Raw genomic sequence first — 14,251 nt, 5'->3', positions numbered from 1 at the left:
CGCCAGTTGCCGGGCGTGTTGCTTAGGCGGAGTCGGAGCAACAGCGGCAGCGGATGGCGTGCCCCAGGCGGCGGCACATGCGCCCATGGAGAGGCGCCTTGAAGACGTACAGAAACTCGGCGCAGTCAGTGCTGGACAGTGCTAACCGCACGCTATGTGGAGTCGTTCGACCGCGACAAAGATCTGCTGTTCAGGGCCAGGCCGGCTCGGTCGCCACTCAGCAAATAGGGGTCGGACGGCATCGACCAGCCCGGAGAGTTCCTGGTCAGTTGCCGGCTCGGGCAGTGCGTCAAGCGCCGCCACTGCGACCACGGTCGCCTCATACCGGTGAGCGTTCGTCGGTATGTCTTGCCAGCCAGGCGAGCTGTGCCACTCTTGCACACGCTTGCGCACCTCGTGTGCGGCGGCTCGGATGACGGCTGCTCGTTGGCGAGGTGTGAGTTCGGTGCGGGCGTAAGGGCGGTCAGCGGGATCCTGCGGCGGCGTGTCGGCGTCGCGCATGGGGGCGATCGTACCGGTGCCATGATCGGAAGTGCTCGCCCGAGTGCTGAGCGAAGATGACGATCAGCCGGCGGCGTCGTTCCACTCCGAGGCAAGGACCGAGTAGAGCTGGGAGTCGCGCCAGGCGCCATTGGTGAAGACGTGGTCGCGTAGCCGGCCTTCGTACTGCATCCCGAGCCGCTTTGCGACAGCGATGGAGGAAGCGTTGTCGGGGCCGATAGCTGCGGTGATGCGGTGAAGCTTCAGCTCTCGAAAGCCGAAGTCGATGATGGTTCGGGCTGCGTCGGTGGCGCAGCCGTGGCCCCAGTGTTCCGCACCGATGGCGTAGCCGAGCTTAGCGGCCTGGTGTCCGGTGAGTCCGAGGCGGGCGAAGCCGATCATCCGGTTTGAGCGCTGCGGCTGCCGCCAGCTCTCGGCTCGGTCTCGACGATCCGTTGCCCCCGCTGCTTGGAGTGGGTGAAGCCGCGCCGGTTCGACCTGCGCCGCATGTCCTGCCGGTCCTGCGTCTCGACGCTGGGCCGTGGCCGTCGTGGTCAGGGCGGTGACCTGTGCCTCTGATCAACATCATTCCGGGGGACAAGATCCCCGTCGCGCCGATGAACGTGCGTCTTCCCGCATGGCGGGTTCCGGGCTGGCTGCTGGTCTTCTGGTGGCTGGGCCGGGGTCTGATCCGCTTCACCGTGCTGGCGGCCCGCTACTGGTGGATCACCGCGCCAGCGGGCCTCGCGCTGTGGCTGCGGGTCGAGTTCGGCGGCCTCGTCCTGGCCGGCGCGCTCGCGACGATTGCCATCGGCTGCGTGGTCTGGTGGCGGTGGCACCCGTCGTCGTGGCTGCGATTCGGCTGGTATCCGCTCGTTGCCCGAGTCCGCGCCCTGGTGGTCTACCGGCCCCGGTGGGCGTCGGTCATGGCTACCTGTGGTTTGGCGACCGTGTTCGGCGGTGACCGGTACGTGCCCCGCCTGCTGCGGGTGCGCTGCGATCGGTGGGGCGATGAGCTGACCGTGCGGATGCTGCCGGGCCAGATTCCCGACGACTGGGGCCAAGCCGCGGAACGCCTCGCCTACGCATTTCGCCTGCCCACCGGTCAGGCTCGCTCGACGGACCGGCCGGATCGAGTGGTGGTCCGCTTGATGCGCCGCGACCCGCTTGCCGGCATCGTGGCGCCGCTACCGGTAGGCGATGTTCCGTACCTGGATGGGCTGCCGCTCGGAGTCCGGGAGGACGGGCAGGCGTACCGGTTGCGGCTGACCGGTTCGCACGTGCTCATTGCGGGAGCGACCGGTGCCGGGAAGGGGTCGGTGCTGTGGTCCCTGATCCGCTCCCTGTCCGGCGGCATCCGCTCCGGTTTGGTGGAGGTGTGGGCGTTCGACCCTAAGGGTGGCATGGAGTTGGCGGCGGGGGTGCCGCTGTTCGCGCGGTTCTCCTACGACGACCCCGACGGTATGGCCGGCGTCCTCGAAGAGGCCGTGAAACGGATGCGGCTGCGGGCGGCCCGGCTGCGTGGAGTGACTCGCCAGCATGTGCCGACCGTGGAGGAGCCATTGCTGGTCCTGGTGGTCGACGAGCTGGCGGCGCTGACGGCGTACATCACCGATCGGAAGGTCCGCGACCGGATCAAGGAATCCCTCGGTCTGCTGCTGTCGCAGGGCCGCGCGGTCGGGGTGCATGTGGTGGCGGCGTTGCAGGACCCGCGTAAGGACGTGTTGCCGTTCCGGGACCTGTTCCCGACCCGGATCGGGCTGCGGCTGACCGAGCCGGAGCAGGTGGACATGGTCCTCGGCGACGCCGCCCGGGACCGGGGCGCGTTGTGTGACCGCATCCCCGAATCGTCGCCCGGGGTGGGGTTCGTGGTCCTCGACGGCGTCCGCGAACCCGTCCGCGTGCGCTTCGCCTACCTCACCGATGACGACATCCGCGCACTGGGCCGCGACTACCGCCGGCTCTGCGACACCGACGACGAACAGGAGGTCACCCGGTGAAGACGACCACCGAACGGGTGGAGGGCGTGGTCCTGGTGCTCATCGTCCTGACCGTCGGCGGGCTGGCCGGCGCGGCGTCGTTCACCCACGTACACGACTGGACCATGAACAACTCCCCAACCGGTACCGGGGACTGGTTCGGCTGGGCCAACGCCGCGATATCCGAACTCCTACCCCTGGCCGCGCTCCTCACCGTCCGGCGACGCCGCCGCACCGGAGGCCCGATCAGCTACCCGATGTTCCTGCTCATCTGCGCCGTCGCACTTTCCCTGTCAGCGCAACTCGCCGTGGCCAAACCGGGCGTGTCCGGAGCGCTCCTGTCCGCCGTACCCGCGCTGGCGTTCCTCGGCCTGTCCAAACTCATCTTCTCCACCACCACACCTACGGCACCCGTCAACGAGCAGGCAGACGCGGACGGCTGGGGCGACAGCCCGCCCGGCTACAACCCGGCCAACGACGACCGGCCACCCGTCGACGACGCCGACGAGAACCAGACGGCGAATGTCGTCGACCATGACCAGACGGCGACAGTCACCGGGGTTGCCTCCGATGAGCAGTCTCGCCCGTCGGCCCTGCGCCCGGTTCCCACGATTGCGGTTCAACGGCGGCCAGGGCTGGTCCCTGTGCCAGCGGCAGCGTTCACGCCGCGAAACGGCAGCCTCTCCGGCGGGGAGCAGAACCGGTGACCCAACTCGAACTCATCCCCACCACGCCCGTCGAGCAACCCCGACCAGGATCACGCGCCGACCGCTTGCGTAAGCCCCTCGCCAAGGACGCACTCAAGCAGCTCGCCGAAGACAACGGCGTCTGCGTCCGACCCCTGGCCCTGCGGCGCACCGACACCACCACCGGCCTCACCGAGGTCGTGGAAGTGCCGTGCGGGGCGACCCTCGCCGTCAAGTGCAAGCCCTGCGCCGAACGCGGCCGGCGACTGCGCATCCAACAAATCCGCGAGGGCTGGCACCTCGCCGACGAACCCGCCGTACGCCCCGACAAGCCCGGCGAAGACGCCCTCGCCCTGGTCCGCGTCCGAGCGCACCTGGAATTCGAACGCGAAGCCGTCCAGTACCAGCCCATGACCCCCGACGAACGAGCCGCGCACCTGGCGGAGATCGACGCCGCGATAGCCGACCTGGACGAAGCCCTCGCCGAAACCAGCCTGCGCGGACACCTCACCCCCAAGGACCGCGACGAGCGACCCCGCCGCAAGCGATCCACCCGACGCCGGCAGGACTCCCCGGACCTGCCCCGGCTACCCGTCGACCCGCGCACCATCGGCCGTGCCTACTCGGGCAAGACCGGCAAGACCCACCGGCCGTCGATGCTCGTCACGCTCACCCTCGGCTCACACGGGCCGGTGCACTCTCACCTGCGGCGCGGCGCCTACATCGCTCCGTGCGAATGCGGTCAGCGGCACGGCCCGTATGACGGGGTGCTCGGCACCCCCGTCGATCCGAGTAGCTACGACTACCGGCGGGCCGCCCTGGACGCGATCCACTTCGCCCGGGTTCTGGATCGGTGGTGGCAGAACGTGCGCCGCGCCGCCGGCTGGAACGTCCAATACGCCGGAGCTGTCGAGCTGCAACGCCGCCTCGCCCCACACGCCCACTTCGCCATCCGGGGCACCCTGCCGCGCCGGCTGCTCAAGCAGATCGCGGCGGCCACGTATCACCAGGTGTGGTGGCCCCGCTTCGACGAACCCGCCTACCCGCTCGACAAGCCGCCAGTGTGGGACGTCGACCGACAGGCATACGTCGACCCGAAGACCCGCGAGTCGCTGCCCACCTGGGGTGAAGCACTCGACGCCCTGGAGGAACCCGACAGCCGGCCCGCCTACGTCGCCCGCCTCGGGCGAATCGACGCCCGAGGCATCGAGCAGGGCACCAAGGACGCCGAACGGTCCATCCGCTACGTCACCAAGTACGTCACCAAAGACCTCACCGACCAGGCGAAACCGCGCTCTGACGCGCAGAAGGCGCACTTCGATCGGCTGCACGCGGAGCTCTCGGTACTGCCGTGTTCGCCGACCTGCGCCAACTGGCTGCTCTACGGCGTTCAGCCGGACGGGGTCAAGGCCGGCTTGACCCCCGGCCGGTGCACCGGCAAGGTCCACCAACGCTCCACCCTCGGCTTCACCGGACGACGCGTCCTCGTCTCCCGTCAGTGGTCCGGCAAGACCCTCGCCGACCACCGTGCCGACAACCGCGCCTGGGTCCGGGCGATCCTCGCCGGCGGCATGGCCGACACCGAGGAGCACGACCAGGCGGCCGACGACGCGGACGGCTCGAAGCGGTACCGGTTCGAACTCGCCCGACCCGAAGACCCCGACGTGCCGCCGCTGGAACACCGCCTCCTGCGCGCGATTTCAGCCCGCATCCGCTGGCGAGCAGACCTCGACACCGCACGACTACGAACAGCCGCCGCTGTTTCGGCAACCGATCAACCCGCCGCACTCGCGGCATGAACCCCTCGGAGGAAATCTTGTCCATCGTCGTGCCGTTCGCGCCACGGCAGTCCGGCCTTCGGGCCGACGAAGCACACCCCCGCCCGGTCCGGGCGGTCTACACCGTCAAGGAGGTGGCCGCCATGTTGTCCCTGTCCGTTAGTTCGGCCTACGCCCTGGTCAGGGCTGGGCAGATCCCCGCCGAGCGCCTAGGGCGGCGCTGGGTGGTGCCGCGTAGCCGCTTCCACGCCTGGCTCGACGGCGCATCCGATGACCTCGCCGCCACCGGCACCGACGCTCCGCGCGGAGGTCGGTGAGCATGGGCTTCGTCATCAAGACTCCGGCGGGTACGTACCGGGCGAACTGGCGGGACTCGGCGAACCGTCAGAAGGCGAAGACCTTCCGCACGAAGAAGGCCGCGAACGCCTACCTCGCCGAGGTGGAGGGCGCCCTGAACAAGGGCACGTACGTCGATCCGCACGCGGGCAAGATGCGGTTCGACGAATTCGTGGCTCGGTGGCTGGCCGGACGGTCGGTGGAGGCCCGGACGACCGAGCGGACGGAGTCGATGCTGAGGGCGCATCTGCTGCCGCAGTGGGCCGAATGGCCGTTGGGGCGCATCGACTATCTGGCGGTGCAGGAGTGGGTCACCGAGCTCGGTCGGACGCTTGCACCCTCGACCACGGCGAAGCACCTCGGACTGCTCTCGATGATCATGCAGACGGCGATCCGGGCGCGGCTTCTCGCGATCAACCCCTATGAGGGGGTCCGGGTGCCCCGCAACCGGGCGGGTGAGGCTCGCGCGGGCACGATCAGCCGGGAGACGTTCGTCGGCCGGCTGCTGCCCGCCGTCCCGGCCGAACATCGGGGAATCATCTGCGCCGCCGCTGGGGCGGGGCTGCGGTGGGGTGAGTGCGCGGGTCTGCCGTGGGAGGCAGTCGACCTTGACGGCGGGCTGCTGCACGTCGCCCAGGTGGCGGTGGAGACCCACGGCGGGGTCGTGCTGCGGGCGTACCCGAAGACTCGGGCGGGAGTGCGGGCGGTGCCGATGCCGCCGTTCCTCGTCGCCGAGCTGCGCCAGCGGCGCGGCCAGACCTCACTTGACGGGCGGGCGTTGGTCTTCGCCGACCGGGACGGCGGGCCGCAGCGGCGGTCGAACTTCCGTCGGCGGATCTGGCTGCCGTCGTTGGTGCGGGCCGGGCTGCTCGGTCGGGTCACCGAATTGGCGCGGGGTCGGTGGCTGGCGGTGTGGCCGGACCGGGACGGCCGGGAGCGGCAGGCGGAGTTTCCGACGGAGGCGGCGGCGGTGGCGCACGCGGCGGCGTCTGCGGTCGGTGGGCTGCGATTCCACGATCTGCGGCACTCGTACATCACGTGGTTGGTGACGGATGGGGTGCCGGTCAACGTGGTGCGGCGGGTGGTCGGGCACGAGAAGGCGTCGACGACGCTGGACCGGTACACGCACACGCCCGAGGACTACGCCGACCGGGTCCGGCTGACCTTCGCTGACGATTCGCTGACTTTCCGCCCGTCGCCTCGACCGGCCGACCCGGTGGGCACGCCTTCACCTGGCCGGGAGCGCTCCCCAGAAAGGGACGACCCCCGTCGGGGGGAGACGGGGGTCGTCGACGGTTCGGCTCCGGGGGGGTCGAGCCGAACCACTCGGCGGTCACGGGGGGTGCAACCGCCGAGGGTCTGTCTGTTTCGGGGATGTGAAAGCTCGTCGTGCGAACAAGTCTGCCTGAGCGGGCCCGTCACGTCGAGTGTTGTCCACTCCACTCAGCGCGAAAATCTCCTCGCGGAGTGTGAGCGCGATCACGCCGAGCGGAGTTGGGGGCACCCGCCCGCAGGTCCGAGGGGTGGCCTGACCCCGGGCACCCGCCGACGATAGACCATCCGGCTAGACTTTCGCGCCGTGGGCCGAAGTGCCGCTTTCTTCGATCTGGACAAGACCGTCATCGCCAAGTCGAGCGCCCTGGCGTTTGGTCGGCCGTTCTACCGGGACGGGCTGATCACCCGGCGTGACGTGGTCAAGTCGGCGTACGCGCAGCTGATGTTCCGGCTGGGCGGCACCGACGAGCAGACCATGGCCCGAACACGGGACTACCTGGCCGCGCTCTGCAAGGGCTGGCAGGTGGAACAGGTCCGCCAGATCGTCGCGGAGACGCTCCACGAGCTGATCAACCCCTACGTGTACGCCGAGGCTGCCATCCTGATCGAGGAGCACCAGGCGGCCGGGCGGGACGTGGTCCTGGTCTCCGCGTCCGGCGAGGAGATGGTCCGGCCGATCGGCGAGCTGCTCGGGGTGACCGACGTGATCGCCACCCGGATGGCGGTGCGGGACGGCCGGTACAGCGGCGAGGTCGAGTTCTACGCGGCCGGTCCGAGCAAGGTCGAGGCGGTTGGCGAGTTGGCCGCCGCGCGCGGCTACGACCTGGCCGACTCGTACGCCTACTCCGACTCGTACAGCGATCGTCCTCTGCTGGAGTGCGTGGGTCACCCGAGCGTGGTCAACCCGGACCGGCAGCTACGCAAGCTGGCCTCGGAGAACGCCTGGCCGGTGCTGGAGTTCCGGCATCCGATCCCGCTGGGCCGCCGGCTGCGGGAGCGGCCGGCCGTTCCGGTGGCCGCGGCAGCCCTGGGGGTCGGTGTGGGCGTCGCCATCGGCATCGCCTGGTACGGGCGGCACCGTCGCACCCGCGCCGCCGCCACCGCCTGACAGTCGCCACATCGGCGGCGGTTCACCCGCTCGCCAGCGGTCGCGCTCACGCTGCGGGCCGCGCTGCGGTCGAGGTCAGGCTGCGGCGAGGATCTCGTCGCCGATCGTGGTGAGCTGGTCGGCGCCGACCTCGACGGCCGCCATGTAGTGCCGCAGCCAGGAGCGCAGCCCGTCCGGGGTGCCGGTGGCGAACGCGCCGGCCGATCCCACGTACTCGGGCTCCCGTTCCCGGTGACCGACGTCGACGCCGAGCAGGCCGCGCGGGTCGAGGCCGCTGGCGAGCAGCACCAGCCGGGCGGCGCCGCGCGCCACCACGCCTGACGGCCCGGCGAACGGACGTAGGTTCAACAGCTCTCCGTGTACGACAGCGGCGAGCACAAGCGGGGAGACCTTCGTGCCGCCGGCAACCAGACCGGCGAGCCCGTCGAGGCGGGCGGCGACCACCGGGTCGGCCACCGGTCGGCCCAACTCGGCTTCCGTCACGATGTCGCGGGCGGCGAGGACATGCAGCCGGGCGAGTGCCTGCCGGGGTGCCTTCGGCCAGAGTTCGCTCAGGCCGGGCAGCGCCCCGGCGACCCGCAGCGCGCCCTGGAGCACCGGGTCGGTGACGGTGCCGGCCCGGACCTCCTCGCGCTCATGGACGGCGCCCTCGAGCGCGGCGCTGGCCACCGCCGACCGGAGGCTGACCTCGGCCGCGACCTGACCACCGTTGCGGCGCAGCGCGCGGTGCCCGAGAGCCTGGTCGAAGCGCTCACGGGCCCGGTCGACGGCGGCGGCGACGTCGGCGAGCGCGAGCAGCGGGGCGAGCGGGTCGGTGGTCACCCCGCCACGCTAGCGACCCGACCCGACCCGGCGGGCCGCACCCGCCCCCAACGCGACCCGACCCACGCCGGGCGGCCCCACCCAGCCCACAACGCGACCCGACCCACTTCGGCCGGCCCCATCCGCCGCAACACGACCCACCCCGGCCGGCCGACCCACCCGCCGCAACACGACCCGACCCACCCGGCCGGCCGGCCCTGACCGCCCCGGCGACTGGCCGCCGGACTGCGCCCCTCGGCCTTGGCCCGCCCTTTCGGTCCGCCGCCGGGCAAGGTCAACACGACATCGGTGAAATGGCGGGGTCCGACCGGTCGGGATACCCCGATTCCGCCGAACCTGTGTCGATCAAGCCTCGCCGACCGCTCAGGCCGGGCCGGCCGGACGGATGCCGCGAGGCCGGACGCGTGTCGATCAAGCCCTGGGCCGCCTGGGCGAGACCGGACGACGCCCCGGGCCAGACGGGAGCGACGCCGGGTCGGGCATCCCGCGCGACCCGGCGCCGTGTCGATCAAGGCCCGCGTACCGGGCGGGGCGGGTGGGCCGTCGGGCGCGCGGCGGGGGCCGCTCGGCGCGACGGGGTGGGCAGCGGTCGCCGGCCGGGGACCCCGCGACTACCCTCAGGCCCAGCGAGACGCAGGTCACCCCGAGGACGAGGAGTCACGGCATGAGCGAGGCATTGGCCAATCTGCTGAACGAGACGCGCCAGTTCCCCCCGCCGGCCGAACTCGCCGCGCACGCAAACGTCACAGTCGACTCGTACGCCGAGGCTCAGGCCGACCGGCTCGCCTTCTGGGCGAAGCAGGCCGACCGGCTGGCCTGGTCGAAGAAGTGGGACGAGGTGCTCGACTGGTCGAACCCGCCGTTCGCGAAGTGGTTCGTCGGTGGGCAGCTCAACGTGGCGTACAACTGTCTGGACCGGCACGTCGAGGCGGGCCGGGGCGACAAGGTCGCGATCCACTGGGAGGGCGAGCCGGGCGACACACGGACCCTCACGTACGCCGATCTGCACGAGCTGACCTGCCGGGCGGCGAACGCGCTCACCGACCTGGGCGTCACGGCGGGTGACCGGGTGGCGATCTACCTGCCGATGATCCCGGAGGCGGCGGTCGCGATGCTTGCCTGCGCCCGGATCGGCGCGGCGCACAGTGTCGTCTTCGGCGGCTTCTCCGCCGACTCGTTGAGCAACCGCATCCAGGACGCCAGCGCCAAGGTGGTGATCACCGCGGACGGTGGTTACCGGCGGGGCAAGCCGTCGGCGCTGAAGCCCACGGTGGACGAGGCGGTCGCGAACAGCCCGTCCGTGGAGCACGTGCTTGTGGTTCGACGCACCGGCGAGGACGTCGCGTGGTCGGAGAAGGACCACTGGTGGCACGAGACGGTGGAGACGGCGTCGGCCGAGCACACGGCGCAGCCGTTCGACGCCGAGCACCCGCTGTTCATCCTCTACACGAGTGGCACCACGGCTCGCCCGAAGGGCATCCTGCACACCACAGGCGGTTACCTCACGCAGGCGTCGTACACCACGCACGCGGTGTTCGACCTGAAGCCGGAGACGGACGTCTACTGGTGCACCGCCGACATCGGCTGGGTGACGGGCCACTCCTACATCGTCTACGGCCCGCTCTCCAACGGCGCCACGCAGGTCATGTACGAGGGAACCCCGGACACCCCGCACAAGGGCCGCTTCTGGGAGATCGTCGACCGCTACGGCGTGACCATCCTCTACACCGCGCCCACCCTGATCCGGACGATGATGAAGTGGGGCGAGGACATCCCCGCCGGCTTCGACCTGTCGTCGCTGCGGCTGCTGGGAAGCGTCGGCGAGCCGATCAACCCCGAGGCGTGGATGTGGTACAGGCAGCACGTCGGCGGCGGTGAGCTGCCCATCGTGGACACCTGGTGGCAGACCGAGACGGGCGCCATCATGATCTCCCCGCTGCCGGGGGTGACTGCGGCGAAGCCGGGTTCGGCGATGGCCCCGCTGCCGGGCATCGTCGCCGACGTGGTGGACGACCAGGGCCAGTCGGTGCCGAACGGCGGTGGCGGCTACCTGGTGCTGCGCGAGCCGTGGCCGTCGATGTTGCGCACCATCTGGGGTGACGACGACCGGTTCATCGAGACGTACTGGTCGCGGTTCGAGGGCATGTACTTCGCGGGTGACGGGGCGAAGAAGGACGACGACGGGCACATCTGGCTGCTCGGCCGGGTCGACGACGTGATGCTGGTGTCCGGGCACAACATCTCCACGACCGAGGTCGAGTCGGCGCTGGTGTCGCACCCGTCGGTGGCCGAGGCGGCGGTGGTGGGGGCGACCGACCCGACCACAGGTCAGGCGATCGTGGCGTTCGCCATCCCGCGCGGCAGCACGGACATCGCCGGTGAGGCAGGTGAGCAGCTCATCGCCGACCTGCGCAACCACGTGGCGAAGACGCTCGGCCCGATCGCCAAGCCGCGCCAGATCATGCTGGTGCCGGAGCTGCCGAAGACCCGCTCGGGCAAGATCATGCGGCGGTTGCTGCGGGACGTGGCCGAGAACCGGTCGCTCGGCGACGTCACCACGTTGCAGGACTCCTCGGTGATGGAGCTGATCTCCTCCGGGATGAGCGGCGCCAAGTCCGACGAGGACTGACGACAGGCGTACACAAGCAATGGGTGACGGTCCGTCCGGACCGTCACCCATCGTCGTCTTTTGTGGAGGTACGACCACAGACCGCGACCGCCGCAGGTGGTTGGACGAATAACGCCTCCATCACGTTCCCGCCGTTCGACGTGTTTCTCATTTAGTTTCACGAGGTCGGCTGACCTCGATGCGTCTCCGCGCGCCCGGAGCCGGCCGGCATCCTCCGCCCATGCCCGAGAAACGGAGCGGCATGAACAGAAACTCCCATCCGGGGTCGCGTCGACGACTACTCGTCGCGCTGCCCGTCATCGCCCTCGCGGCCACCTCACTGACCGTGAGTGGAAGTGCGGCGGCGCAGCCGTCCACCACCCCTCGGGCGGTGATCGGGGCCGACGAGTACTACATCAACTACGCCGAGCCCGAGGTGCAGACGGACACCACCGGCCGTGAGGTCAAGGGCAAGGGTGGCGTCTACACCCCCGCCGTCGACTCCGCGCGGGCGTTCGACCAGAAGCACGCCCGGGGCAACCCGGTGACCGCGCGCCAGCTCGCGCAGATCGAAGCCAAGTCGATCAAGACGGGCAAGAGCCCGCGGCAGATCAAGCAGTCGCCCACCACGCAGACGGCGAAGCTGCTGACGCTGCTCGTCGAGTTCAACGACAAGGCGAACGACGACTTCACGGGCGTGATGGTCCCGAAGACGGTGTTCGAGGACCGGACCTGTGTTCCCGGCACCGTGCAGAACGGGCCGAAGCACAACACCATCCCGAACCCGGCGAAGCTTCCGCACGAGGACAACAACTCGATGTGGGTGCCGGACTTCTCGCCGTCGCACTACAACAAGATGCTGTACAGCAAGAAGGGCATCACCGAGCGGGTCCGCAAGGACCTGAAGGGCCCGGACGGCAAGAAGGGCGTCGACCTCTCCGGTCGCACGATGCACAACATGTACCTGGAGATGTCCAAGAACGCGTACACGGTCGACGGGCAGGCCAGCCCGTGGATCAGCGTCCCGCACTCCGAGGGCTGGTACGCGGCCAACCGCTGCACCAAGGACGAGAACGGCAACTGGGTTCCCGGCCGGGAGCAGTCGATGAACGGCCACCCGGACAACCCGGCTGGCGCGGGCCGACTGGCGACCGACGCGATCGACGCGCTCGCCGCCAAGGACCCCAGCTTCCCGTGGGCCGACTACGACAAGGAGGACCAGGCCGACCGCGACGGTGACGGCAACCTCTTCGAGCCGGACGGCGTGATCGACCACCTCGTGCTTGTGCACGCCGGGCAGGGCAAGTCGCGCGGCGGCGGCGACCAGGGCGTGTACGCCGTCTGGGCGCACTCCTCCACTGTCGCCGGTGGCTACAGCATCCCGGGCACGAACCTGAAGGTGTCGAACTACATCGTGCAGCCCGAGGACGCCGGTGTCGGCGTCTTCGCCCACGAGTTCGGTCACGACCTGGGTCTGCCGGACCTCTACGACACCTCGGGCAACGCCGACTCGGACATCGACTTCTGGGACCTGATGGCCTCGGGCTCGCACTCGGGTGAGGTCTTCCAGGCGCTGCCGACGCACATGGGCATCTGGGACAAGTGGGTGCTCGGCTGGGCCGACCCGCTGACCATCCGCCCGGGCTCGAACCCGCGTGAGGTGAAGCTCGGGCAGACCTCGCGGACGCCCATCGACTCCGAGGACGGCATCAAGATCGACCTGCCGGACAAGGTGACGACGCTTGCCACGCCGCACAGCGGCACGAAGATGTGGCACAGCAACAACGACCAGGAGTGGGCGGACGTCAAGCTCAGCCGCTCGGTCGAGGTGCCAAACGCGGCGGACGCCAAGTTCTGGATGTGGAACAACTACATCATCGAGGAGGACTGGGACTACGGCTTCGTCGAGCTCTCCACGGACGGCGGGACGACCTGGAACGAGCAGAAGGTGTACGCCGAGGGCGGCGCCGTGGTCACCACGCCCGACGACTACCAGGACCCGAACGGCCGGATGAACGACTTCGGCGGCAAGAAGTACGGCCTGACCGGCAGCACCGACGGCTGGCGTCACGACTACGTCGACCTGTCGGCGTACGCGGGCACGACAGTGCAGCTGCGGCTGCGCCAGGCCACCGACGAGGCGTTCGAGGAGCGCAACTGGTTCGCCGACGACTTCTCGGTCACCGGCGGCGGCGCCACCACCTGGAGTGACGACGTGGAGGGCGGCGCCAACGGCTGGACGGCCACCGGCGGCACCTTCGTCGACACCACCGGCGGGGGCTGGAAGGTCTCCAGCGGCACCGAGACCCACGCGCAGTACTACCTGGCCGAGTGGCGCAACTTCGACGGCTTCGACAAGGGCCTGAAGTACGCCTACGACACCATCTACTCCCACGAGGCGTGGAAGGTCGACCGGATTTCCTACAACGCCCCGGGCATGCTGGTGTGGTACCGGGACAGCGCGCTCGGCGACGTCAACCACGTCACCGGGCAGATGACGGCGCTGCCCAGCTACGGCGCGAAGGGCGGACTGCTCATCGTGGACTCGCACTTCGACCCGTACCGGCGCACCGGCACGGCTGCGGAGAAGGACCCGTCGGTGACGGACAACCTGCCCAGCCGTCCGCAGTCGGCCAACGCGGCGTTCACCCTCCAGAAGACGTACCCCTTCACGGAGTGCCTGGAGGCCGCGGACGAGCCGTACAGCGCGTACTGCACGAAGTTCAAGGCGCAGGCGCCGGTGAAGACCTTCACCGACGCCAAGGGCTGGTACCCGGGCATCGAGATGCGTGACGGGGCTCCGTACGCGCGGGACAACGACGCCTCAGTGGTGGTGCCGTCGCGTGGCAACGCGCCGTACACCACTCGGGTCACCAACCCGGACGGCAGCCCGGCGCCGGAGTTCTACGGCACGACGCTTGGCGGCGGCGCGATCGTGCTCGGCACCGGCAACCCGGGCGACGCGGGCGTGCAGAACGGCGTCTCGCTGACGATCAGGAAGACCGCGCGGGACAACACGTCCGCCACGATCTTCGTCACCCCGGCGAAGAAGTAACGGTTTTACTGATCAAGAACTGATGGTGGGGCCGGTGGCGGGAACGCCGCCGGCCCCACTGTCGTACGACCGATCTTATTGATCGAAATATGTCGCTGTTTACACTCACGCCCAGAGCAGCCTG

10 protein-coding genes are annotated in these 14,251 nt (G+C 69.9%); 8 read left to right on the top strand and 2 right to left on the bottom strand.

The window, feature by feature from the left end; genetic code table 11:
• Positions 1-564: 564 nt before the first annotated feature.
• Positions 565-882 carry a GNAT family N-acetyltransferase gene (locus OOJ91_RS23200; RefSeq protein ID WP_266248155.1) on the bottom strand — a complete coding sequence of 106 codons (318 nt, stop codon included), beginning with the start codon at positions 880-882 and terminating at the stop codon, positions 565-567.
• A 167-nt stretch (positions 883-1,049) separates the two neighbouring features.
• Here OOJ91_RS23200 and OOJ91_RS23195 point away from each other — a divergent pair, with 167 nt between their 5' ends.
• The 6 genes from OOJ91_RS23195 to OOJ91_RS23170 are packed head-to-tail and all read left to right on the top strand — an operon-like array spanning position 1,050 to position 7,642.
• Complete coding sequence (locus OOJ91_RS23195) at positions 1,050-2,480, top strand: FtsK/SpoIIIE domain-containing protein (RefSeq protein WP_266248153.1); 1,431 nt, start codon at positions 1,050-1,052, stop codon at positions 2,478-2,480.
• A complete protein-coding gene (locus OOJ91_RS23190; protein ID WP_266248151.1) occupies positions 2,477-3,166 on the top strand; it encodes a DUF2637 domain-containing protein in 690 nt (229 codons plus the stop codon). Before OOJ91_RS23195 ends, OOJ91_RS23190 begins: the two co-directional genes overlap by 4 nt.
• A complete protein-coding gene (locus tag OOJ91_RS23185; protein ID WP_266248150.1) occupies positions 3,163-4,944 on the top strand; it encodes a replication initiator in 1,782 nt (593 codons plus the stop codon). The genes OOJ91_RS23190 and OOJ91_RS23185 overlap by 4 nt, the downstream gene beginning before the upstream one ends.
• A 17-nt stretch (positions 4,945-4,961) precedes the next feature.
• On the top strand, positions 4,962-5,240 hold the full coding sequence (locus OOJ91_RS23180; protein WP_266248148.1) for a helix-turn-helix domain-containing protein: 279 nt from the start codon (positions 4,962-4,964) through the stop codon (positions 5,238-5,240).
• 2 nt (positions 5,241-5,242) lie between these two features.
• Positions 5,243-6,814 (top strand): tyrosine-type recombinase/integrase, encoded by a 1,572-nt coding sequence (locus OOJ91_RS23175; RefSeq protein ID WP_266248147.1) that lies wholly within the window; start codon positions 5,243-5,245, stop codon positions 6,812-6,814.
• 24 nt (positions 6,815-6,838) lie between these two features.
• Positions 6,839-7,642 (top strand): HAD family hydrolase, encoded by an 804-nt coding sequence (locus OOJ91_RS23170; RefSeq protein WP_266248146.1) that lies wholly within the window; start codon positions 6,839-6,841, stop codon positions 7,640-7,642.
• A 75-nt stretch (positions 7,643-7,717) separates the two neighbouring features.
• Here the strand turns inward: OOJ91_RS23170 and OOJ91_RS23165 are convergent, their stop codons facing one another.
• Positions 7,718-8,464, bottom strand: a complete 747-nt coding sequence (locus OOJ91_RS23165; protein WP_266248145.1) for an oxidoreductase — start codon at positions 8,462-8,464, stop codon at positions 7,718-7,720.
• A 664-nt stretch (positions 8,465-9,128) separates the two neighbouring features.
• Between OOJ91_RS23165 and acs the strand changes: the two genes are divergently transcribed.
• Both acs and OOJ91_RS23155 read left to right on the top strand, forming a co-directional pair.
• On the top strand, positions 9,129-11,093 hold the full coding sequence (acs, locus tag OOJ91_RS23160) for an acetate--CoA ligase (RefSeq protein WP_266248144.1): 1,965 nt from the start codon (positions 9,129-9,131) through the stop codon (positions 11,091-11,093).
• 220 nt (positions 11,094-11,313) lie between these two features.
• Positions 11,314-14,127, top strand: a complete 2,814-nt coding sequence (locus tag OOJ91_RS23155; protein WP_266248143.1) for an immune inhibitor A domain-containing protein — start codon at positions 11,314-11,316, stop codon at positions 14,125-14,127.
• The last annotated feature ends 124 nt before the right edge of the window (positions 14,128-14,251 follow it).

The sequence above is a fragment of the Micromonospora lupini genome, assembly GCF_026342015.1.
GTDB classification, from domain to species: domain Bacteria; phylum Actinomycetota; class Actinomycetes; order Mycobacteriales; family Micromonosporaceae; genus Micromonospora; species Micromonospora lupini_B.
Note: the sequence above shows the minus strand (reverse complement) of the source record. Positions and strands in the feature narration are given on the sequence as shown.

Coding starts and splice junctions, on each gene's coding strand:
- acs (WP_266248144.1), top strand. CDS start 9,129: ATGAGCGAGGCATTGGCCAATCTGCTGAACGAGACGCGCCAGTTCCCC.
- OOJ91_RS23175 (WP_266248147.1), top strand. CDS start 5,243: ATGGGCTTCGTCATCAAGACTCCGGCGGGTACGTACCGGGCGAACTGG.
- OOJ91_RS23155 (WP_266248143.1), top strand. CDS start 11,314: ATGCCCGAGAAACGGAGCGGCATGAACAGAAACTCCCATCCGGGGTCG.
- OOJ91_RS23200 (WP_266248155.1), bottom strand. CDS start 882: ATGATCGGCTTCGCCCGCCTCGGACTCACCGGACACCAGGCCGCTAAG.